This window comes from Sphingopyxis sp. EG6 (assembly GCF_003609815.1).
In the GTDB taxonomy this organism is placed as follows: Bacteria; Pseudomonadota; Alphaproteobacteria; order Sphingomonadales; family Sphingomonadaceae; genus Sphingopyxis.
Window position 1 is genome coordinate 3,672,517 of record NZ_AP017603.1, and the last position, 24,185, is coordinate 3,696,701.

The 24,185-nt window shown below is 64.0% G+C and carries 11 protein-coding genes and 4 pseudogenes; 9 read left to right on the forward strand and 6 right to left on the reverse strand.

From position 1 onward, the window contains the following. The first annotated feature begins 10 nt into the window (after positions 1-10). The gene (locus tag SPYCW_RS17730) at positions 11-628 is read left to right on the forward strand and encodes an SOS response-associated peptidase family protein (protein ID WP_037553333.1); all 618 of its coding nucleotides are present in this window, start codon (positions 11-13) and stop codon (positions 626-628) included. Beyond that, positions 625-1,062, forward strand: coding sequence for a DUF1810 domain-containing protein (locus SPYCW_RS17735; RefSeq protein ID WP_037553335.1), 438 nt, complete (start codon positions 625-627; stop codon positions 1,060-1,062). Before SPYCW_RS17730 ends, SPYCW_RS17735 begins: the two co-directional genes overlap by 4 nt. 12 nt (positions 1,063-1,074) lie before the next feature. Here the strand turns inward: SPYCW_RS17735 and SPYCW_RS17740 are convergent, their stop codons facing one another. Continuing rightward, entirely contained in the window at positions 1,075-1,632 is a 558-nt protein-coding gene (locus SPYCW_RS17740; protein WP_037553336.1) for a cytochrome b, read from the reverse strand. Between the two features lie 295 nt (positions 1,633-1,927). Between SPYCW_RS17740 and SPYCW_RS17745 the strand changes: the two genes are divergently transcribed. After that, complete coding sequence (locus tag SPYCW_RS17745) at positions 1,928-3,211, forward strand: hypothetical protein (protein ID WP_145986011.1); 1,284 nt, start codon at positions 1,928-1,930, stop codon at positions 3,209-3,211. On the opposite strand, the gene SPYCW_RS17750 is transcribed toward SPYCW_RS17745, so the two are convergent. Beyond that, a complete protein-coding gene (locus tag SPYCW_RS17750; RefSeq protein ID WP_120218387.1) occupies positions 3,212-4,480 on the reverse strand; it encodes a site-specific integrase in 1,269 nt (422 codons plus the stop codon). A gap of 551 nt (positions 4,481-5,031) precedes the next feature. On the opposite strand from SPYCW_RS17750, the gene SPYCW_RS17755 reads away from it, so the two are divergent. Beyond that, the gene (locus SPYCW_RS17755) at positions 5,032-5,226 is read left to right on the forward strand and encodes a hypothetical protein (RefSeq protein ID WP_120217865.1); all 195 of its coding nucleotides are present in this window, start codon (positions 5,032-5,034) and stop codon (positions 5,224-5,226) included. 682 nt (positions 5,227-5,908) lie between these two features. Here SPYCW_RS17755 and SPYCW_RS17770 read toward each other — a convergent pair. Together SPYCW_RS17770 and SPYCW_RS17775 are read right to left on the reverse strand one after the other, a co-directional pair. Beyond that, a pseudogene (locus tag SPYCW_RS17770) lies at positions 5,909-6,229 on the reverse strand (ATP-binding protein); the annotation flags it as partial. A gap of 48 nt (positions 6,230-6,277) precedes the next feature. Beyond that, entirely contained in the window at positions 6,278-7,051 is a 774-nt protein-coding gene (locus SPYCW_RS17775) for an SDR family oxidoreductase (RefSeq protein ID WP_120217867.1), read from the reverse strand. A 198-nt stretch (positions 7,052-7,249) separates the two neighbouring features. On the opposite strand from SPYCW_RS17775, the gene SPYCW_RS17780 reads away from it, so the two are divergent. Next, positions 7,250-8,071 (forward strand): helix-turn-helix domain-containing protein, encoded by an 822-nt coding sequence (locus tag SPYCW_RS17780; RefSeq protein WP_172595546.1) that lies wholly within the window; start codon positions 7,250-7,252, stop codon positions 8,069-8,071. Between the two features lie 600 nt (positions 8,072-8,671). Next, positions 8,672-9,124: pseudogene (locus SPYCW_RS19565) on the forward strand (tyrosine-type recombinase/integrase); the annotation flags it as partial. 25 nt (positions 9,125-9,149) lie between these two features. Here SPYCW_RS19565 and SPYCW_RS17790 read toward each other — a convergent pair. Further along, a protein-coding gene (locus tag SPYCW_RS17790; protein WP_120216151.1) for an IS630 family transposase occupies positions 9,150-10,093 on the reverse strand; the annotation gives its coding sequence in 2 pieces (ribosomal slippage) (positions 9,150-9,755 and positions 9,758-10,093; 942 coding nt in all). A 468-nt stretch (positions 10,094-10,561) separates the two neighbouring features. On the opposite strand from SPYCW_RS17790, the gene SPYCW_RS17795 reads away from it, so the two are divergent. Beyond that, entirely contained in the window at positions 10,562-11,917 is a 1,356-nt protein-coding gene (locus tag SPYCW_RS17795) for an EAL domain-containing protein (RefSeq protein ID WP_120217870.1), read from the forward strand. A gap of 1,210 nt (positions 11,918-13,127) precedes the next feature. Beyond that, positions 13,128-13,475: pseudogene (locus tag SPYCW_RS19570) on the forward strand (BapA/Bap/LapF family prefix-like domain-containing protein); the annotation flags it as partial. Positions 13,476-13,532: 57 nt separating this feature from the next. Here SPYCW_RS19570 and SPYCW_RS19385 read toward each other — a convergent pair. After that, positions 13,533-22,547, reverse strand: coding sequence for a hypothetical protein (locus SPYCW_RS19385; RefSeq protein WP_232014757.1), 9,015 nt, complete (start codon positions 22,545-22,547; stop codon positions 13,533-13,535). A gap of 39 nt (positions 22,548-22,586) precedes the next feature. Here SPYCW_RS19385 and SPYCW_RS19390 point away from each other — a divergent pair. After that, positions 22,587-24,185: pseudogene (locus SPYCW_RS19390) on the forward strand (BapA/Bap/LapF family large adhesin); the annotation flags it as partial.

The window sequence follows — 24,185 nt, forward strand, 5'->3', positions numbered from 1 at the left end:
GCCGACGCGCATGTGCAATGATTATCGGCTCGAAATTGACATCGCGTCGATCGCCGAGGACTTCGACAACCTCCAGATCAAGATCGACATGCCCGAGGGCGCACCGAACGTGCCGGCGCGCGAGGATGTCCGCATCACCGATACAGCGCCGATCGTGAAGAGCAGCGACGGCGCCGCCGCCGGATCGCTCGTCAACCGGCGCTGGAGCTGGCCCGGACAGGGCGGCAAACCGGTCTATAATGTGCGCTCGGAGCGCCGCGATCTCGGCATGCAGCGATGCCTCGTCCTCTGCGACGGTTTCTATGAGTTCACCGATCCCACCGACCCTGCGCAGAAGCGGCTCGACAAGTGGCTGTTCACGCTGAAGGACCATCGCTGGTTCTGCATGGCCGGCGTCTGGCGCGACAGCCATGTCGGCGAAGCCTTCAGCCTCCTGACCATGGACGCAGGTCCCGACATCGCACCCTATCACCATCGCCAGATCATTCCGCTGCCACGCGATCAATGGGCCGCTTGGCTCGATCCGCGCGTTCCGGCCGAGGACATATTGAAATGGCTTCCCGAAGGCAGCCTCGAGGTGACGCAGGTATATGGTAAGCCGCCTGCACAAGGCGCTCTTGCCTTATGACGAACGAAGAGGGACTCGATCTGTTCGTGACCGCGCAAGAGCAAATCTACCCGCGCGCGCTCGGCGAGATTCGCCGCGGCAAGAAGTGCTCGCACTGGATGTGGTTCATATTCCCGCAGCTGGCAGGCCTTGGCCGAAGCGCGACGTCGAAGCTCTACGGTCTCGCGGGAGCCGATGAGGCGCGGGCCTATCTGGCCCATCCGCTTCTCGGCGCGCGCTATGCCGAATGCGTCGAAGCGATCCAGGACCTGCCGGCAAGCGACCCGGTGGCGGTCTTCGGCGAGGTCGACGCCGTCAAGCTGCGTTCATCGCTGACATTGTTCGAGGCCGTGAGCCGGCGGCCGCTCTTCTCCGCCGCGCTCATCCGCTGGTTCGGCGGCGAGCGCGATGAGCGCACCCTCGGCCTGCTCAGCCGCGACGACAGCATGCCGTGACGCCGACGCGTGTCAGCCGCGCGGATTGCGAAACAGCGGCAGCATCCGGTGGAGCACTTCGTCCTTGTCGAAAAAATGATGCTTGAGCGCGCCGAGAACATGCAGCGCGAGCACGACGTAAATGGCCTTCACCATCAGCTTGTGTATGTCGCCGAGCTCTTCGGCGAGATCCTCGTTCAGCGGTAGCGGAAGATTGGGCGCGGGCACGGCGCCGTAAAGCGGCACTTCAGGCGCCCCGCCCGCCGACGCTGCGGCCCAGCCGAGAAGCGGGGCGCCGATCATCAGCACATAGAAGAGGACATGGGTCGTGCGCGCGAGCATCCGTTCCCATGACGGCATGCCGCCGGGGAAGGCCGGCCAGGGATGGCCGAAGCGCCAACCGAGCCGGATAATGCTGAGCGCGAGGATCGTGATCCCGACCGATTTGTGCAGATGATAATAGCCAAGTTTCTCGCTGTCCGAGGCGTCCTCCATCCAGCCGCCAAAGGTGGCATTGGCGATGATCAGGATGGCGATCGTCCAGTGCAGGACGATCGAGACGGTGGAATAGCGGCTGTGATTCTCACGCATGATTCGCCTCGCAATAGGTCCGTCACCGGTCTTCCAATGCTTTGGCGGCGATCCTCGTTCCGTCAGCAGGACGCAGCCGTCACGATCATGAGCCCAATTTGTTTCGCTTTTACAGAGGCCGGGCGGAAGGCGCGCACCGATTCCCGGCGGTTCGTCGCGGCCCGCTTGACGCGCCCTTTGACTCGGTGGAACATAAAGGGAACATTTGAGTCGATATTTCCCATGAGCACGACGCCCCAATCTGCACCTCGGCCAAGTGCCAGAGATATCGACGTGCTTCGCGCGGCGGTGGCGCGTGTATGCGGAGCGCCTGGGTGAACGTCAGCCCGAGGAGGAGCCGGAAGGGGGACTTGAAGGCATGTTCGCGCGCGCGGCCAACCAGCCAGCGGGCGACCTCGGTGGTCGGCCGCTGGTTACCGGCAGCCCGCGACCGCACAGCATCGAGACCCGCGTTATCGGCATGCGCGTCGCGGTGCATCTATCGGGCAGCGACACAGCGCTGCTCGCCGGCCAAACCCTGCTGGCGGTTATCGACACGCTGTTTGCTACGGTTATCGGCCTGCGGATCGGAGCATTCGTCGAGCGCTTTGATATCGATCTCGTGGAAAGCGATGTTGCCACAGCACCGAACGTTGATTTCGATGGCAATAACATGCGCGCCAAACTTCATTGGCCTGCCGGATCGACACCCGCCGATCATCTCGGTGAGAGCGGAACCCATAGCCAATTCCTGCTTCTCTCAACGCTGATGCTCGTCGCGACCTCACTCGCCGACCGGCAAAAAATATCTCTGGAGAAGCTTTTTCGGGAAGAATCACTCCTTGAGCGCGTCAGCGCCGCAGTCGCGAGTTCGAACAGCCGCATCCGGGCGATGAACAGTCCAGCGTCGCGACTGACGGATTGGAACGAGCTATCGCTCGAGCGGTTTCCGCCGAAGGCCGACCGGCCGGTAATTGTAAGGGTGCCAGAGGCTGATCCCGAAGAAGAAACAATCAGCGAGCGATACGCGACTGGCGATCACCGCAGCGTCGAAGTGCGCTCGATCTTGGACATTCCGCAATGGGAGCAGGCCCGCTGGATCGGCGTGATGCTCGGTCTGCAGCATGATCTCCCGATCGTCGGATTGCACTTTGAGGATCGCGAGGCGGGACGCCAAATTTTCGAGCGTTGGCGCGAACGGTTCGGCGCACGAGATGCCAAAGGGGCTATCCACATCGCGATCTTGCGCGAACTACCTGGTCGGCCCCCGTCCCACTATGCGGTGCTATTGATGGCGGGAACTGAGCCAGGGGATTTCGCTGGTACGCTGGTGAGCATGCCGAGCCGCCTCAAGCTGCTCGAACCTGCCGCCGACACGAATCTGAGGTTCTTTCTCGATAACTATCCCGCGGGTGGCTCGTTCATTCTGGTTCCCACTTACGTGAAGGAGAATGGCGAGCCCGATCTGATGATGGACCTTGCCATACTAAAGCATGACCTCTCGATCCGGAGAGTTGCCGATATCGGCAAGTCCGATTTGGAAATCATCGGAGTGCAGCTTCTCGAGCAAATGGAGGCGCGCGACGGTTCGCCGCCTTGATCAGGCGGCGAACTTCATCTTTGCCGCCTTCCGCACGCCAGTCTCAAGATGTTTTGCGATCTCGTCCGAAGTGCGGCTGACCGCCAGCTTCACGGCTTCATCGATATGAACATAGTCCTGCGTCACACTTTGCGACGCGTGGCCTAGCATCGCGCGGATCGTGAGCTCGGAGAAGCCGAGTTCGCCCGCCATGCTGCCGAAGGTGTGGCGCAGCGTATGCGGCGTTACGCCCTCAATGCCGGCCGAGCGGCATAGTCGGGCCAAGCAGTCGCTGACGGCGGTAAACGGGCCTTCGCCATTCGACGCGGGAAAGACGTAGGGGCAGCCGGCTATTTCGGGTTGAGCGACGACGATCTTGATCGCCTCGGGTCCGATCGCCCGAAATTGTGCATCGCTCTTCGTGTCGGGGAACGCGACGTAGCCGCCCATGGGGTTAACCCACTGCCGCTGCAGCGCCTGCGCCTCTTCGCGCCGATAGCCGGTCAGAAGGAGCGTCCTGACAATTGCGAGCGCAACGGGGTTCTCGGAACCCAGTTCGGCCCGGCCGATCGCCCGACCCAGCAGCTCGATCTCGGCGATGCTGAGACGCCGGGTCCTTTTCTTGGTCGCGAGCTTCTTCGCGCCCTTCGTAGGATGTTCCGCAATCAGTCCCTTGTGCTTTGCATGGCCTAGGATGGCCTGGAGGGTGCCGAGGCTCCTCCCGGCAACGCCGGCACCGCCCGTCGGGCGGCCGCCGCGCCCGCCCGAAGGAGGCTTTCGGGTCTGACCGGTTGCAATGTCATTTTGCATTGCCTCGACGTCGGCGATCGTCAGCTTCCGCACGAGGCGTTTGCCCATCAGCGGGATGATATGCGTCAGGATGCGGCTCTCATCCATGTTGAGCGAGGTGTCCTTGATCGGGCGGTTCTTCCGTCCAAGAATGCGGCCGGCTCGCGCTTCGACGAGATACCATTCGCACATCTCGGCGACATTGAGATCCTTCCGGACCCGGCGCGACTCCTCTGCGGGATCTTCGCCAGAGGCGACCTTGCCCAACTGAATCTTCGCGAGCTCGCGGGCTTGCTCGACCGTCATCACGCCGAAGCGCCCGATCTTCACTCGCCGAACCCGGCCTTCCTCATTCATATACTGGATGACGAAGGTTTTCGTCCCGGTTGCGCCGACACGGACACCGAAACCTTTGATCTCGGTATCCCAAAGAAATGCCTGGCCTGTCGCTGGTGCAGCCAGCGCATCGACCGTCCGCTTATTGAGCTTCGCAAGCGCCACAAGTTCCTCCATCATATTACGCGAGGGTGGCCGATTCGAAAAGTAATGAGGACGTAATAGAAAATCACCGCTTCGCAGGGTAGGGCTAGGATAAATTATCGTAGGCCGAAGTCAACAAATGCTTGGATTTTCGTACCTTGGCGTAGAAAAAGAAGCTCTGGGGTATTTGCAGTAATTTCTTGCCAAGGTTGGGGTCGAGGGTTCGAATCCCTTCGCCCGCTCCAGCGTTTTCCCGAGAAATCAGGACATTAAGCGGCCTTCGGGCCGCTTTTTTGTTGGAGACAAAGCCCTCGAAACGGCCGTTGTCTCCATAATGTCTCCAGAAAATCGGCAAGAATGGGCCACTTCTGGCTAGGCTGGCGAAGGTGATGACAGTCCCCCGCGCTATCGGGAGGGTTTTCTCTCCCCCCATCGGGCAAGGTCGTGATTGGAGACAACGGCCGACGCCGGCTGGAGACAATGCCTCTAAAGTTGGAGACAACAGCCTCCGCTCCTTTCGCATGACCGTTCAAATCGGTTGGTGATGATGGTGGTGGTGGTGGGAAAACCTTGTGATCGAGCCGGAAATAAAGGGCGACAAGCCGGCCGGCGCCTATTTCGTCACCGTTGGCGAGGATCTCGGGCTGTCCTATCGGCTGCGCACCAAGCGCAAGGAGATCAGGAAGAACCACTGGGTTCATTGCCATCTCAAGGCCGACCCGGAGCCGGTGGACGAGGAGGCCGCCTACTCGGCTGCCGCCGAATGACGACCGCCGTGTCTTCCACCGCAAAGGCGATAATCACACGGCAGAGCTAGGTCGTCGTTCGCAGGCCCGGCCGCAGATCGTCGCACATCGTGCCGCGCCGGGGGAAGTCGGTCAGCTTGCCTATATGATCGAGGATGCCATCGGTGAAGCGTTGCGCGATGTCCGGGGACCCGAGCTATGTTACGGAGAACATCGGTGTGTCTTCGAATCGCTCACCCGTAACCACGATGTCGGCTTCCGATACTCGGTCCTGTGCTTCAGCGCCCGTCGCAGCGACCATCGCGAACACGACGCCAGCCGACCACTTGCAAGATTCGATCACACCTGCCCCCAACGCCGCAGGCGAGTTATGTTGCATCATATCGTATTTTGCAAGAGCCAGCGCGTTGATCGTCCCGCGATATCACTGCGGCGGCTACCGCTTCGTCTTCCTCGTAATCTGGGTCATCTGTCTCCAGCTCTGCTGGGTCCACATCCAGAGCCGAATCACGACACTACCCCTATGAGTGTCAAACGGCGTTCAAAAGGGACCCCCGATCGGCGTCGAAGAGGGACCCCCTTTGAGGATATGCTGAGGGTTTGTTGAGGATGGCCTTGCGCTGCGTGCGGCGGAGGGCGGGCGTAGCCCGACCGGAGGCGCGCGCAGCGCAAGATAGATTTTTGAAGGCGCCGAAGGTGGCGGTCAGCTGCGGTTTTTGAAGCGCCAGCTGTCGTTGCCGGTCTCGACGATATCGCAGTGGTGGGTGACGCGGTCGAGCAGCGCCGTGGTCATCTTGGGATCGCCGAACACGGTCGGCCATTCGCCGAAGGCGAGGTTCGTGGTGATGATGACGCTGGTGCGCTCATAGAGCTTGCTGATGAGGTGGAACAGCAACTGCCCTCCCGAGCGTGCGAACGGCAGATATCCAAGCTCGTCGAGCACGATCAGATCGAGCCGCGACAGCTGCGCCGCCAGGGTCCCGCCTTTGCCGATCCGGGTCTCCTCTTCGAGGCGTGTCACCACCGATGACCGGCCACCCTGATCGTCGCGGGGCGGCCCATGCCTTCGAGGTCACTTCGTCGTGTAGCCGCCGTTCACGAGAATCGTTTGCCCGGTCATCCACCAGCCTTCGGAAACCATGAAGCGGACATAGGGAACGATGTCCTCGATATCGGTGAGACCGGTTTTGGAGAAGTTCGACAACGCGCCCGCCGTCTTGTGGTACGCGACAGCATCCGCACCTTCGGCCGGATAGAAGAAGGGCGTATCCATCGGCCCGGGGCCGATCGCCGTCACCGAGATGCCGCGTTCGCCAAACTCCTTCGAGGCCGCCCGCGTGAAATGCTCGACCGGCGCCTTGGTGCCGGCATAGGCGGCATAGAACGGTGTGTAGGCACCAAGCAGCGAAGTCACCAGCGTACAGATTTTGCCATTGTCGTTTACATGGCGACCGGCCTCCTTGAGGAAGAAGAAAGCCGTTTTGGCGTTCACAGCGCTCATTTCATCATATTCGGCTTCGGAGATCTCGACGATTGGCTTCTTTAGCACCTTGCCGACCGTGTTGATGGCAATGTCGGGCCGACCGATCGCGGCGACCGTGTCCGCGAACAGTTTTTCCATGGCGCCTGCGGTGGTCAGATCAGCCTGGAAGGCCACTGCTTCGGCGCCGGCCGCCTTGACCGCCGCGATGGTTGCGTCCGCCTCAGCTTTCGTCGAAGCGCTGTTGTAGTGAATGGCAATCGCTTTCGCGTCATGCTCGGCCAGATCGCGAGCGATTAGCCCGCCCAGGTTCTTCGCGCCGCCCGCGATGATGACGGTTTTTCCTCTGATGCTGTGATCGGCCATATGATTTGTCTCCTATGCAATACCGCTGCCGACAAACGCGGCATCGATTCCGAAGAAGATAGCTGCTGGGCCGCCATCTCGCTTTCAAATAAATCGGTCATCTTGCAATTTTACCGACAAGAGCGGGATCTCCACGAAAGCGAGGACTTGTAATCTATGCATCATGAGCGAAGGATGGTTGCGTATCCACGGCAGGAGTTGAGCCGCCGCAGCGCAACTTGGCGCGGAATAACAGTCGCGACAGCGCTTGAAGATATTCGGTGCCCGACGGAATGGACCTTCGAGCAGGATCGCCATGTGCTCGTCATCCATACCGAAGGCCGCATGACTTCGCTGGAAACAGATTTCGACAACGGGCCGCGTAGCGACATTCTTCCGGAAATTGGCGGAATCTGGCTCGTCCCCGCTGGCAGGCGCTATACAGCGCTTGCGCGCGGCAACACTGCAGGCTTTATCGAGATTCAACTTCCTGCTCGGCTGCATGGCAGTCCGGGCACCGACCTGCGTCCGGTGATCGCAGGCACCGATCCGTTTGTGGCGCGAGCCGGCGAGCGCCTGGTCTCTTTGATCGACGCGGAAGATGATCTCGGGCAGATGCTCGCCGAGAATCTGGCCGAAGTGCTGCGCATGCACCTCCTGCACGAATATGCGCTGGGGGATATGGTCAGCGAGCAGATCGCTTTGCCGGCGCGTTTCTCGCTTCGCGAGCAGGCCTTGCTACGCAGCTTTATCGAGGATCATCTGAGCGAGCCCCTCTCGCTGGAACTCATGGCGGCCCTGGTGGAGCGCAGCATTCACAATTTTCTGACCGCCTTCCGTGCCGCCTTTGGCACGACGCCTATCCAATATGTAATCGAGCGTCGCCTCATTCGTGTGCGGGCCATGCTCCGCGGCACCTCCATGCCGATAACCGAGATTGCGCTCGCTACCGGCTTTGCGAGTCACAGCCATCTCACAGCAACCTTTCGCAAGCACATGGGCGCAAGTCCGACTGAGTGGCGTCGCGACCGGCGAGGATAATGCTCCGTCAAGCCAGGCTGATGGCACGGCATTGCGGCCGCGCCACCATGACATGCGATTGCTGCTTTCAAAATCTCCTGCGAACTTATAAATTCTTCATAATTGGCCCATACAAGGCTTCGAGAGAAGGGTCTGAGATTGGCTTCATGGAAGACCGTGCGGTCAGGTTGTCGGACTGCAGGATCGCGTTATCGACGCGGGTGAGTGTTACGCTGCCATCGTGCAGTTCGTCGCGCAGGATGGACGCAAGCGCGTCCACCAAGACCAGGGCTGGTCTTGGCGTGCAGCCGTCAGGCCAATCGGTTCGGCCGAAAATTCGGGCGTACCGGGGGCGCCCGTTCAACAGGAACGGTCAGAAGTGGTCTAGGAGACTTCGGCGCAGGAGCTAGGGAATGTCTCGTGCGCTACGCCATCGCAGGGGGAGAGAGGCGGCTATTCCGCCTTTCAAACCGGAGAAGATCGATGCCGACTGAAAATATTGTTGGATACACTTTAGCCAAATCTGTATCAACCCAAGGAAATCAGCGCTTTAGAAACGATTCTGCCGCTACGCCCCCGTCGTCAACAGCGACGGAGGAGCGTAAACAGATGCCTTGGACGATGTATAACCGTGAGGGTCAGCGGAAGTACCTCACGAGATCCGAAAGGGCTTCCTTCCTGGAAGTGGCCAAGCAGAAGAGCGAGGCGGTTCGGACGTTCTGCTGGATAATCGCTGCAACCGGCTGCCGTATTTCGGAGGCTCTGGCGCTCACCGGGAAGAACATCGACTTCGAGGCGGAGCATGTCATTATCGAGTGCCTCAAGAAGCGCGGCAAGCAAGTGTTTCGGGCCATCCCGCTGCCCACCGAACTCCTCGAGCACCTTAAAGCCCTGATGTCCTCAAAGGCACAGCCGAGCGAACGGCTGTGGCCGTGGTCGCGAATGACGGGATATCGGCGGATTTGCGAGGTAATGCAGCAAGCTGGCATTGCGGGCGCTCAAGCGACACCTAAGGGGTTGCGCCACGGATTCGGCGTCTGCGCCATTCAGGCCAAGGTGCCGCTGAACCTGGTTCAACGCTGGCTAGAGTCTTTCTGGCTTAGATTGAGGCATATCCGGCTCCACGGATGTAGTTGGCGCACTCGTTGGGCGGGAAGTGATCGAGCAGTTTTCCGATGCGCCGCCATGTGGTTTCGACGGTGCGCTCGTTGGCCTTTCGGAGCAGGCGTTTGAGCTTGGCGAACATTTCCTCGATGGGGTTCAGATCGGGCGAGTAGGGCGGCAGGAAGAACAGCCTGATGCCCGCCGTCTTGAGCAGTTTGCGCACCTGGCTGCCTTTGTGGCTGCCGAGGTTGTCGACCACGACGATGCAGCCCGGCTCCAGCTCGGGGATCAGGAACTGCTCGACCCAGGCGGTGAAGCTCTCGCCGTTGATCGGGCCGTCGATAACGCAAGGAGCGACGATGCCGTCATGGCGCAGCCCGGCAATGAAGGTCAGCGTCTTCCAATGCCCGTGCGGCACCTTGTCGATCAGCGCCTCACCCTTGGTATGCCAGCCATGGGTGCGAGTCATGTTGGTCTTCGCCCAGGTCTCGTCGATGAAGACCATCCGCTTGGGGTCTACCCAGCGCTGGACCCAGCGCCAGCGGGCACGGCGGCGAACGACGTCGGGCCGGTCTTGCTCCTTGGCGAAGAGCGTCTTTTTTTAAACGTCTTGCCGCACCGCCTGAGGAACCGCCACAGCGTGTCGCAGCACACCGTAACTCCCCGCTCGTCACGCAGCTCGGCCAGCAACTCGTGCAGGGTCAGATCCTTCTTCTGTTCGATCCGAGCCAGCAGCCACTCGCGCTCACCCGCCAGCAACGGCCGCATGTGACCGCCGACCTTGCCCGGCTCAACCGAACCTCGCGTCCGCCATGCCTGTGCCCAGCGAACCCCCGTGGCCGGGCTCACCTCCAGCAACCGGGCCGCCGCCCGCGCCGACATGCCCCGATCCAGAGCACGGCAAAATCGAACCCGCAAATCCTGCGATAATGGCCTCATCCATGCTGGCCTCCTCACCAGTGGCCAGCTTGAATCACACTTCTGAGCCCCTGGGAATCCCCCGCGATTCATTCAACATCGGAAAGACTCTAGGGCATGCCGACATCAAGACAACTGCAATCTACACGAGCGCCATGGGCCCGGAAGAGCGGGAGATCGCATCGCGCATGTGGTGCGACAGCCTTACGGGCGTGAGCAAGCCGAAATCGAAGACAAGATCAAAATCGAATGCGCGCCACAAGGGCTGCAATGTGCCGAACACCGGATTCTCTTCACCTTCGCAATCGTATCGCGAAAGTGAATCTTCGATAAATAGAGATCCGGACCTGCCGAAAGTAATCGGGGACGCTCAACCAACGGTTAACATCCAAAACGGGGCTTTCCCAAAGATTTCTTGCCACCTGATACAGATTTGGCTATTCCGTCTCAGAATCAGGCGGCTCCTCTGCCCGATTCCAGGGGGCGAAGATGGGGGATCAGCGAAGGCAAGATCGTCAGGCAGGCATTAGCCCTCCGGAGCGGTCCGAGGGTTCTGCCGCAGATGCACTGGAAAACGTATTCGCGCTTCGAATCGAAAATCTCTGGGCGGTCAGGGATGCCTATGGCGAGGGCGCTGCAGATTGCGCCTTGGCTCATGTCATTGCGCAGCTCGGCACGATCATAGGCATCCCCGTTGCGACCATCGTGCGCAACAGCTGGATCGTTGCGGACGGGCAGTGGATCGAGGTGCGGCTCCCCCCTCAAGCGGGTCGCCCGAACGTCCATGGCGAGGGCGCGTCGCAAAGTCTGGCGCTTGCTCTCTGCGCCAGTGCGGCGGCGCGCCCCTTTGCGTATGATGGGCACAGCATCCATCTGGTTTTGTCATGTCATCCGGTAAGAGCCCGGCGGGTCGCCTCCGAGCCCGGCTCGGGTGCGGCCGCGTTATCCACTGACGCGGCCGCACCAAAGGATCAGGACGAGCCGGCAGTTGCGCCGGCGCGTCCGGATGCCGGTTGGGTGGGCCGTTATCGATCGGATATGGTGGAGGCCAGTGGCCTTCTGCGGGCCATTGAAGGCGACGACTTCTATTTGGCCTGGCAGCCAATTCGCAGCTCGTCCGATCCATATGAAATTCTCTATTATGAGGGTCTGCTCCGGACGGCACAGGCTGCGGATGGCGATGACGCTGCTCCGCACGACGCCCTCGGCGCCTTGGAGCGGCTGGGCCTCGTCCGGCATCTCGACCATCAGGTCGTGTCCCGTGTCATCGATCAGCTCGAGTGTGATCCGACGGTCGTTCTCGCGGCGAACATCTCCGCTCTCAGCGCCGTCTTCGACCAGTGGTGGATCGCTATCGAAAGCCGACTGCTGAAGCGGCGCGATGTCGCCCGGCGCCTCGTCTTTGAAATTACAGAAACGGCTGAACTCAGCCCTTCCGAGGCGACGATATTCACGGATCGTATGCGGCGTCTCGGGTGCCGCATCGCCGTCGATGATTTTGGGGTCGGCTTCGCTTCGATCCGGCGGTTGCTCGCGCTCTCTCCGGATATCGTGAAGGTCGATGGGTCGTTCGTTCGGCGCATGGACCGATCGGAGCGCGATCGCCGGATACTTGCGAGCGTGATTGGGCTGGCGCACGCGATTTCGTCCCTTGTGGTTGTCGAAGGGGTCGAAACGGAAACTCAGCGCGAGTTCTTGGAGAGCCTCGGAGCCGACTGGATCCAGGGGAACTGCGTCGGTCGTCCGAGTGTGGTCCGGTCATGGTTGTTTCCCAATCGCCAGGTCGAGGCCCTGAATCGATTTCGTGACGCGACCGTAGCTCATTTCGCTCGGGGGGCGGCGTGATGAGGGATCTGGACCTGTTCCTGTACCGAGCGCATGCGTCTGGCGGCCGCCCCATCGGTCAGGACCATGGCGGAGCCCTGCACATGTCGGCCGAGCAGTCGCCGCATGATAGGGCGGAGGCCGGTTCGAGATCGCGGGTCGACTGGCTGGTCACCCAAGATCCATATCAGACATCGAGCGATTGGGATCAGCCGAACTGCCCCTCTGTGGGGAAGGCGCCAGGCTGGGTTCGGGCAATAGCTCTCTTCGGGTTGCCGCTCCTGATCTGGGTGATGCTGCTGTTCACCCCAGTCCTTCTTCTGTCCATTTTGATCGTTTTGGGTTCCGCCCTCTATTGGTCATCACGGCGAGAGGAAAGGCGAACTGCCCCCTCGCTCCCGGAGCGGAAACCAGACGGCTGCCTCTCACCTGATGCGCGGACCAAGGAATCGGATCTTGGGGAGCGTTCGCAATCTCGCGGCGAAACCAATGGCGATCAGTCGCCAGCCTGGGCGGCGCTCTTATTCTGGGTTCCGGTCGGAGGGCTCGTCGCTCTACATCTGTTCGGCGGAGCGGTGTCATGATCGCCGCCGTCGCTCATTCCAGACGTTTCCGTGATCGTCCCGGCCGAAAGTTCCGGATTCCTGCGCTGCGGCGCCGCGAGAGCCTCTTGTTCCTCGCTTGGATCGGTTTGGGCTTTGTCGCCGCAGAAACGCTGTCCGAGGTTATGACTTACGGTCGATCGGTCGAACTGAATCCGTTCGGTCCGATTGCGCTTGCGCTACTGACTTTGCTTGCCGGGTATCGAAGCGTCCCCCCCGATAGACCCTGCTTCATACCTGGTGGCTGCACGGTGGCGAGTGCTGCACGCCACCGTGCATTCTTTCACCGCTGCCTCTCCCTTGAATACGTAAGTGGGTGGGGCAGCGGCGGAAGCGGTCGAGCAGTGCTCGCCACCTCTCCGCCAGGCGGACCGCATCGGGCGGCTTCTGCCGGCCTCATTCCCGATGATGGAAGCGGGTGCATGGCAATGGGCCGGGGACAGACTGTCCTCGGCCCTGAGGTGCTTGATTGCTCGGCCGCATGTGATGTGCCGGTAGCCTACCGGTTTGTTCGGGCGGTGAAGTCGAGGGGATCTCTCCTCGCTTTTACGCCCCCTTTTGCTGCATCGAGGGAGCGCAGTTCTCAAAAAAACAGTCCTTCGCCAATAGCTTGAGGAACCTATCCGGTTATGGCTACAAAAATAGTAAGCAAGGTAGATCGATCTACCGAGACGTTAGACCTGAAACAGGTCGGAAACGTCATCACCCTTGATGAGGTGAGCGTCGTTCAGCTCTCTTATCATCCACGCGATGTGCAATCGTATGTGAAGGAAGGGGAGGATCTGATCCTGACCCTGAAATCCGGCGAGACCATTCGCATTCGGAACTTCTTCGTCGACGGACCGAACGGCGACGAAAGCGAGCTCGTCCTGGAAGACGATGATGGCAACCTCTGGTGGGGCCGCCATAGTCCTGGCTATGCCAATTTCCAGTTCTCGGAAATCGGATCGCTCGATGTCATTTTGGGCTCCGCGGCGAATGAGGCGGCGGCCGCCGTCATTCCGACTGTCGGAGCATTGGCTGGTCTTGCAGCTTTAGGCGGCGTGATCATCCTTGCTGACGACGACGATGATCGCCGGCCCGATAGCGACGCTGACGCTGACGCTGACGCTGACGCCGATGCGGACGCGGACGCTGACGCTGACGCCGATGCTGATGCGGACGCCGATGCCGACGCGGATGCTGACGCCGATGCGGATGCCGACGCCGATGCGGACGCGGATGCCGATGCCGATGCGGATGCCGATGCTGACGCCGATGCGGACGCGGACGCGGACGCGGACGCTGACGCTGACGCGGATGCCGACGCCGATGCGGACGCGGATGCCGATGCCGATGCGGATGCCGATGCGGACGCGGACGCGGACGCGGACGCGGATGCCGATGCGGATGCGGATGCCGATGCCGACGCCGACGCCGATGCGGATGCGGACGCCGATGCGGATGCCGACGCCGATGCGGATGCCGACGCTGATGCCGATGCCGATGCCGATGCCGATGCCGATGCCGATGCCGATGCCGACGCTGATGCGGACGCTGACGCTGACGCCGACGCTGACGCTGACGCCGACGCTGACGCTGACGCCGATGCTGATGCGGACGCCGATGCCGACGCGGATGCTGACGCGGACGCGGACGCGGACGCTGATGCGGACGCCGACGCTGACGCCGATGCGGATGCTGACGCGGACGCAGATGCCGATGCCGACGCTGATGCGGATGCTGATGCCGATGCCGATGCCGATGCTGATGCCGACGCCGATGCTGACGCTGATGCCGATGCTGACGCCGATGCGGACGCGGATGCCGATGCGGATGCGGATGCGGATGCCGATGCCGATGCCGATGCCGACGCTGATGCGGATGCTGATGCGGACGCTGACGCTGACGCCGACGCGGATGCCGACGCTGACGCGGATGCCGACGCCGATGCTGATGCGGACGCCGATGCGGACGCGGATGCCGATGCCGATGCGGATGCCGATGCCGACGCCGACGCTGATGCCGATGCGGACGCTGACGCCGACGCTGACGCCGATGCGGACGCGGACGCTGATGCGGACGCAGACGCTGATGCGGATGCCGACGCAGATGCTGACGCGGACGCCGACGCCGATGCGGATGCCGACGCGGACGCTGATGCCGACGCGGATGCTGACGCTGACGCTGACGCGGATGCCGATGCTGATGCGGACGCCGACGCAGATGCTGACGCCGACGCGGATGCTGACGCCGACGCTGACGCCGATGCGGATGCGGACGCAGACGCTGATGCGGATGCCGACGCAGATGCTGACGCGGACGCCGACGCCGATGCGGATGCCGACGCGGACGCTGATGCCGACGCGGATGCTGACGCTGACGCTGACGCGGATGCCGATGCTGATGCGGACGCCGACGCAGATGCTGACGCCGACGCGGATGCTGACGCCGACGCTGACGCGGATGCGGATGCCGACGCGGATGCGGACGCCGATGCTGACGCTGACGCCGATGCTGACGCTGACGCTGACGCTGACGCCGATGCTGACGCCGACGCCGACGCCGATGCGGACGCCGACGCTGATGCGGACGCCGACGCGGACGCCGATGCGGATGCTGATGCTGATGCGGACGCCGACGCCGACGCCGATGCTGACGCTGACGCTGACGCTGATGCCGACGCTGATGCGGATGCTGATGCGGACGCTGACGCTGACGCCGACGCGGATGCCGACGCTGACGCGGATGCCGACGCCGATGCTGATGCGGATGCTGATGCCGACGCTGACGCCGATGCCGACGCTGATGCCGATGCCGACGCTGATGCGGACGCTGATGCGGATGCCGACGCAGATGCCGACGCCGATGCTGATGCGGACGCCGATGCGGACGCGGATGCCGATGCCGATGCGGATGCCGACGCCGACGCTGATGCCGATGCGGACGCTGACGCCGACGCTGACGCCGATGCGGACGCGGACGCTGATGCGGACGCAGACGCTGATGCGGATGCCGACGCAGATGCTGACGCGGACGCCGACGCCGATGCGGATGCCGACGCGGACGCTGATGCCGACGCGGATGCTGACGCTGACGCTGACGCGGATGCCGATGCTGATGCGGACGCCGACGCAGATGCTGACGCCGACGCGGATGCTGACGCCGACGCTGACGCGGATGCGGATGCCGACGCGGATGCGGACGCCGATGCTGACGCTGACGCCGATGCTGACGCTGACGCTGACGCTGACGCTGACGCCGATGCTGACGCCGACGCCGACGCCGATGCGGACGCCGACGCTGATGCGGACGCCGACGCGGACGCCGATGCGGATGCTGATGCTGATGCGGACGCCGACGCCGACGCCGATGCTGACGCTGACGCTGACGCTGATGCCGACGCTGATGCGGATGCTGATGCGGACGCTGACGCTGACGCCGACGCGGATGCCGACGCTGACGCGGATGCCGACGCCGATGCTGATGCGGATGCTGATGCCGACGCTGACGCCGATGCCGACGCTGATGCCGATGCCGACGCTGATGCGGACGCTGATGCGGATGCCGACGCAGATGCCGACGCCGATGCTGATGCGGACGCCGATGCGGACGCGGATGCCGATGCCGATGCGGATGCCGACGCCGACGCTGATGCCGATGCGGACGCTGACGCCGACGCTGACGCCGATGCGGACGCGGACGCTGATGCGGACGCAGACGCTGATGCGGATGCCGACGCAGATGCTGACGCGGACGCCGACGCCGATGCGGATGCCGACGCGGACGCTGATGCCGACGCGGATGCTGACGCTGACGCTGACGCGGATGCCGATGCTGATGCGGACGCCGACGCAGATGCTGACGCCGACGCGGATGCTGACGCCGACGCTGACGCGGATGCGGATGCCGACGCGGATGCGGACGCCGATGCTGACGCTGACGCCGATGCTGACGCTGACGCTGACGCTGACGCCGATGCTGACGCCGACGCCGACGCCGATGCGGACGCCGACGCTGATGCGGACGCCGACGCGGACGCCGATGCGGATGCTGATGCTGATGCGGACGCCGACGCCGACGCCGATGCTGACGCTGACGCTGACGCTGATGCCGACGCTGATGCGGATGCTGATGCGGACGCTGACGCTGACGCCGACGCCGACGCGGATGCCGACGCTGACGCGGATGCCGACGCCGATGCTGATGCGGATGCTGATGCCGACGCTGACGCCGATGCCGACGCTGATGCCGATGCCGACGCTGATGCGGACGCTGATGCGGATGCCGACGCAGATGCCGACGCCGATGCTGATGCGGACGCCGATGCGGACGCGGATGCCGATGCCGATGCGGATGCCGACGCCGACGCTGATGCCGATGCGGACGCTGACGCCGACGCTGACGCCGATGCGGACGCGGACGCTGATGCGGACGCAGACGCTGATGCGGATGCCGACGCAGATGCTGACGCGGACGCCGACGCCGATGCGGATGCCGACGCGGACGCTGATGCCGACGCGGATGCTGACGCTGACGCTGACGCGGATGCCGATGCTGATGCGGACGCCGACGCAGATGCTGACGCCGACGCGGATGCTGACGCCGACGCTGACGCGGATGCGGATGCCGACGCGGATGCGGACGCCGATGCTGACGCTGACGCCGATGCTGACGCTGACGCTGACGCTGACGCCGATGCTGACGCCGACGCCGACGCCGATGCGGACGCCGACGCTGATGCGGACGCCGACGCGGACGCCGATGCGGATGCTGATGCTGATGCGGACGCCGACGCCGACGCCGATGCTGACGCTGACGCTGACGCTGATGCCGACGCGGATGCTGACGCTGACGCTGACGCGGATGCCGATGCTGATGCGGACGCCGACGCAGATGCTGACGCCGACGCGGATGCTGACGCCGACGCTGACGCGGATGCGGATGCCGACGCGGATGCGGACGCCGATGCTGACGCTGACGCCGATGCTGACGCTGACGCTGACGCTGACGCCGATGCTGACGCCGACGCCGACGCCGATGCGGACGCCGACGCTGATGCGGACGCCGACGCGGACGCCGATGCGGATGCTGATGCTGATGCGGACGCCGACGCCGACGCCGATGCTGACGCTGACGCTGACGCTGATGCCGACGCTGATGCGGATGCTGATGCGGACGCTGACGCTGACGCCGACGCGGATGCCGACGCTGACGCGGATGCCGACGCCGATGCTGATGCGGATGCTGATGCCGACGCTGACGCCGATGCCGACGCTGATGCCGATGCCGACGCTGATGCGGACGCTGATGCGGATGCCGACGCAGATGCCGACGCCGATGCTGATGCGGACGCCGATGCGGACGCGGATGCCGATGCCGATGCGGATGCCGACGCCGACGCTGATGCCGATGCGGACGCTGACGCCGACGCTGACGCCGATGCGGACGCGGACGCTGATGCGGACGCAGACGCTGATGCGGATGCCGACGCAGATGCTGACGCGGACGCCGACGCCGATGCGGATGCCGACGCGGACGCTGATGCCGACGCGGATGCTGACGCTGACGCTGACGCGGATGCCGATGCTGATGCGGACGCCGACGCAGATGCTGACGCCGACGCGGATGCTGACGCCGACGCTGACGCGGATGCGGATGCCGACGCGGATGCGGACGCCGATGCTGACGCTGACGCCGATGCTGACGCTGACGCTGACGCTGACGCCGATGCTGACGCCGACGCCGACGCCGATGCGGACGCCGACGCTGATGCGGACGCCGACGCGGACGCCGATGCGGATGCTGATGCGGACGCCGACGCCGACGCCGATGCTGACGCTGACGCTGACGCTGATGCCGACGCTGATGCGGATGCTGATGCGGACGCTGACGCTGACGCTGACGCCGACGCGGATGCCGACGCTGACGCGGATGCCGACGCCGATGCTGATGCGGATGCTGATGCCGACGCTGACGCCGATGCCGACGCTGATGCCGATGCCGACGCTGATGCGGACGCTGATGCGGATGCCGACGCAGATGCCGACGCCGATGCTGATGCGGACGCCGATGCGGACGCGGATGCCGATGCCGATGCGGATGCCGACGCCGACGCTGATGCCGATGCGGACGCTGACGCCGACGCTGACGCCGATGCGGACGCGGACGCTGATGCGGACGCAGACGCTGATGCGGATGCCGACGCAGATGCTGACGCGGACGCCGACGCCGATGCGGATGCCGACGCGGACGCTGATGCCGACGCGGATGCTGACGCTGACGCTGACGCGGATGCCGATGCTGATGCGGACGCCGACGCAGATGCTGACGCCGACGCGGATGCTGACGCCGACGCTGACGCGGATGCGGATGCCGACGCGGATGCGGACGCCGATGCTGACGCTGACGCCGATGCTGACGCTGACGCTGACGCTGACGCCGATGCTGACGCCGACGCCGACGCCGATGCGGACGCCGACGCTGATGCGGACGCCGACGCGGACGCCGATGCGGATGCTGATGCTGATGCGGACGCCGACGCCGACGCCGATGCTGACGCTGACGCTGACGCTGATGCCGATGCTGATGCGGACGCCGATGCGGACGCCGACGCCGATGCGGACGCAGATGCTGACGCTGATGCCGATGCTGATGCGGATGCCGATGCGGACGCCGACGCTGATGCGGACGCCGACGCTGACGCAGATGCGGATGCCGACGCTGACGCCGATGCGGACGCGGATGCTGACGCTGATGCGGATGCTGACGCCGATGCTGACGCCGACGCTGACGCCGATGCGGACGCGGACGCTGATGCGGACGCAGACGCTGATGCGGATGCCGACGCAGATGCTGACGCGGACGCCGACGCCGATGCGGATGCCGACGCGGACGCTGATGCCGACGCGGATGCTGACGCTGACGCTGACGCGGATGCCGATGCTGATGCGGACGCCGACGCAGATGCTGACGCCGACGCGGATGCTGACGCCGACGCTGACGCGGATGCGGATGCCGACGCGGATGCGGACGCCGATGCTGACGCTGACGCCGATGCTGACGCTGACGCTGACGCTGACGCTGACGCCGATGCTGACGCCGACGCCGACGCCGATGCGGACGCCGACGCTGATGCGGACGCCGACGCGGACGCCGATGCGGATGCTGATGCTGATGCGGACGCCGACGCCGACGCCGATGCTGACGCTGACGCTGACGCTGATGCCGACGCTGATGCGGATGCTGATGCGGACGCTGACGCTGACGCCGACGCGGATGCCGACGCTGACGCGGATGCCGACGCCGATGCTGATGCGGATGCTGATGCCGACGCTGACGCCGATGCCGACGCTGATGCCGATGCCGACGCTGATGCGGACGCTGATGCGGATGCCGACGCAGATGCCGACGCCGATGCTGATGCGGACGCCGATGCGGACGCGGATGCCGATGCCGATGCGGATGCCGACGCCGACGCTGATGCCGATGCGGACGCTGACGCCGACGCTGACGCCGATGCGGACGCGGACGCTGATGCGGACGCAGACGCTGATGCGGATGCCGACGCAGATGCTGACGCGGACGCCGACGCCGATGCGGATGCCGACGCGGACGCTGATGCCGACGCGGATGCTGACGCTGACGCTGACGCGGATGCCGATGCTGATGCGGACGCCGACGCAGATGCTGACGCCGACGCGGATGCTGACGCCGACGCTGACGCGGATGCGGATGCCGACGCGGATGCGGACGCCGATGCTGACGCTGACGCCGATGCTGACGCTGACGCTGACGCTGACGCCGATGCTGACGCCGACGCCGACGCCGATGCGGACGCCGACGCTGATGCGGACGCCGACGCGGACGCCGATGCGGATGCTGATGCTGATGCGGACGCCGACGCCGACGCCGATGCTGACGCTGACGCTGACGCTGATGCCGACGCTGATGCGGATGCTGATGCGGACGCTGACGCTGACGCCGACGCGGATGCCGACGCTGACGCGGATGCCGACGCCGATGCTGATGCGGATGCTGATGCCGACGCTGACGCCGATGCCGACGCTGATGCCGATGCCGACGCTGATGCGGACGCTGATGCGGATGCCGACGCAGATGCCGACGCCGATGCTGATGCGGACGCCGATGCGGACGCGGATGCCGATGCCGATGCGGATGCCGACGCCGACGCTGATGCCGATGCGGACGCTGACGCCGACGCTGACGCCGATGCGGACGCGGACGCTGATGCGGACGCAGACGCTGATGCGGATGCCGACGCAGATGCTGACGCGGACGCCGACGCCGATGCGGATGCCGACGCGGACGCTGATGCCGACGCGGATGCTGACGCTGACGCTGACGCGGATGCCGATGCTGATGCGGACGCCGACGCAGATGCTGACGCCGACGCGGATGCTGACGCCGACGCTGACGCGGATGCGGATGCCGACGCGGATGCGGACGCCGATGCTGACGCTGACGCCGATGCTGACGCTGACGCTGACGCTGACGCCGATGCTGACGCCGACGCCGACGCCGATGCGGACGCCGACGCTGATGCGGACGCCGACGCGGACGCCGATGCGGATGCTGATGCTGATGCGGACGCCGACGCCGACGCCGATGCTGACGCTGACGCTGACGCTGATGCCGACGCTGATGCGGACGCCGACGCCGACGCCGATGCTGACGCTGACGCTGACGCTGATGCCGACGCTGATGCGGATGCTGATGCGGACGCTGACGCTGACGCCGACGCGGATGCCGACGCTGACGCGGATGCCGACGCCGATGCTGATGCGGATGCTGATGCCGACGCTGACGCCGATGCCGACGCTGATGCCGATGCCGACGCTGATGCGGACGCTGATGCGGATGCCGACGCAGATGCCGACGCCGATGCTGATGCGGACGCCGATGCGGACGCGGATGCCGATGCCGATGCGGATGCCGACGCCGACGCTGATGCCGATGCGGACGCTGACGCCGACGCTGACGCCGATGCGGACGCGGACGCTGATGCGGACGCAGACGCTGATGCGGATGCCGACGCAGATGCTGACGCGGACGCCGACGCCGATGCGGATGCCGACGCGGACGCTGATGCCGACGCGGATGCTGACGCTGACGCTGACGCGGATGCCGATGCTGATGCGGACGCCGACGCAGATGCTGACGCCGACGCGGATGCTGACGCCGACGCTGACGCGGATGCGGATGCCGACGCGGATGCGGACGCCGATGCTGACGCTGACGCCGATGCTGACGCTGACGCTGACGCTGACGCCGATGCTGACGCCGACGCCGACGCCGATGCGGACGCCGACGCTGATGCGGACGCCGACGCGGACGCCGATGCGGATGCTGATGCTGATGCGGACGCCGACGCCGACGCCGATGCTGACGCTGACGCTGACGCTGATGCCGATGCTGATGCGGACGCCGATGCGGACGCCGACGCCGATGCGGACGCAGATGCTGACGCTGATGCCGATGCTGATGCGGATGCCGATGCGGACGCCGACGCTGATGCGGACGCCGACGCTGACGCAGATGCGGATGCCGACGCTGACGCCGATGCGGACGCGGATGCTGACGCTGATGCGGATGCTGACGCCGATGCTGACGCCGACGCGGACGCCGACGCGGATGCCGACGCGGATGCCGACGCTGACGCTGATGCCGATGCTGACGCGGATGCCGATGCTGACGCGGATGCGGATGCCGATGCGGACGCCGATGCTGACGCTGATGCGGACGCTGACGCTGACGCTGATGCCGACGCTGACGCCGATGCGGATGCTGATGCGGACGCCGACGCTGATGCGGACGCCGACGCTGATGCCGACGCGGATGCTGACGCCGACGCCGACGCCGATGCGGACGCCGACGCTGACGTCGAAGCTACGGATGATTATGCGACCGTTGACCTCGATATCCTGCCGGCGGATGCCGGTTCGGTAAGTAAGGATGACACTGCGCTCATCCTGATCGACCTTGGCGGTATCGGTCAGGCGATTTTCGACGCCTATCCGCGCGTGACCTTCACTGTTGAGGAGGGACACACCGGCGATGCGACGATAACCGTCAGCGCCGGGTCGCTCGTTGGTCTGTTCTCAGGTGCTCAGGCTCAGATTCAAATTCGAGACGAATCTGGGGACTGGGTCACCATGACCAGCATCGGTGATAACGGCATTCTTGATCTGATCGGTATTGGTGCCAACTCTGCTCAGATCGAGATTCCGGACCTTGGCCCGGGCGAGTACCGTGTAATCGGTGGGGCAAGCGGCGTCGGGATCGATACGCTCCTGACGGTCAACGCTGGCGTCCAGTTCTACGATCATACCACTATCGGTGGCTATGAAGCGGAAACGGTCACCGGCAACGTCATTGACGAAAATGACACGGTCACCGAGACGACCGTCGTCACGGAAGTCAATGGCCAGCCCGTCGGCGGCCCTGGCACCGTCATCAACGGTGACCACGGCGTGCTGACGATCAATCCGGATGGCTCGTACAGCTACACACCGAATGAGGTGGGTTCTGCGATCGGACAGGTGGACGCGTTCACCTACACGATCGAGGACGCCGACGGTAACGTCGACACTGCGACGCTCTATGTGGGCATCGACAGTGAAGGTCAGGGCCTGATCTGGACTGATCCGACCCAGCCGGCGGCGCTCGAAATGGTCGCGAATGACGATGATGGCACCGCCGTGATCGACAGCGCTAACCGGGTCGAGGCTGGCGGGCCAAGCGCCTCCGGTACTGCTGCTATCAGCGGCGGTTTTGGTGGCACGTCTGCTACTGTCACGAGGACGTTCACCGTCGACGCGAACGACGAGGCTAGCATCAAGTTCGTCGCCAGTTCGCGGGACGAGGCGGACGAGGCGTTGCAGTCGGGTTCGCTGACGGTGACCATCACCGGGGACAATGGCTTCAGCCAGACTCTAACCGGTACGTCGGGTCTCTTCAGCGGGTTCGGTGTGGATCAGGTGCTGAGTGGTCTGCCTGCGGGCAACTACACGGTTACCGCGTCCTACTCGCGGCCGGGTGCCTCGCTTCTCGGCGGGACGCTCAGTCTCGAGTTCACCGGGCAGTCCATCACCCATCTCGACGAGTTCGTCGTCAACGACACGGACCCGGCGACCGGGAATGTGCTTGAGGACGACACGCTCGGTTCCACCTACACCAAATTCCTGGTGGACGATGGAACAGGCAACTTCGTCGAGGTGACCGACGGCAGCACCATTGTCGGCGACCATGGGACGCTCACCATCAATGCCGATGGCAGCTACTCCTATGAACCGAACTCGGATCTCGGGGAGATCGGTGGGGTGGACGAGTTCACCTACCGCCTCGAACATCCGAACGGGGCAACCGAGGACGCCACCCTGTCGATCTCGGTCGGCCATGGTGACGGTCCGTTCGAGCCGCCCGCTGTCGGTCTGTTGGCGGACGCCATCTCGTTCGAACTGGCCGACGATGGTCAGGCCGACGATCAGGCGACCGACGACGATGACGGCGGCAGCGACGTCGATCTTCCGCTGGAAGAGAATGACGGCGATGTTGATCTGGATGCTCTGGGTGTGCCGAAGGGCGAAGACACCCCGATCGTTCCGGAGACCGGTACGGAAAGTGACGATCTGCAACATTACGCGGATCTGATCACGTTGGACGACGATCTGGAGAGCCAGATCTAA

Bases quoted from the DNA above. Each gene is read 5' to 3' on its own strand.
- SPYCW_RS17775 (WP_120217867.1), bottom strand. From the start codon at position 7,051: ATGGCCGATCACAGCATCAGAGGAAAAACCGTCATCATCGCGGGCGGC.
- SPYCW_RS17795 (WP_120217870.1), top strand. From the start codon at position 10,562: ATGGGGGATCAGCGAAGGCAAGATCGTCAGGCAGGCATTAGCCCTCCG.
- SPYCW_RS17740 (WP_037553336.1), bottom strand. From the start codon at position 1,632: ATGCGTGAGAATCACAGCCGCTATTCCACCGTCTCGATCGTCCTGCAC.
- SPYCW_RS17735 (WP_037553335.1), top strand. From the start codon at position 625: ATGACGAACGAAGAGGGACTCGATCTGTTCGTGACCGCGCAAGAGCAA.
- SPYCW_RS17730 (WP_037553333.1), top strand. From the start codon at position 11: ATGTGCAATGATTATCGGCTCGAAATTGACATCGCGTCGATCGCCGAG.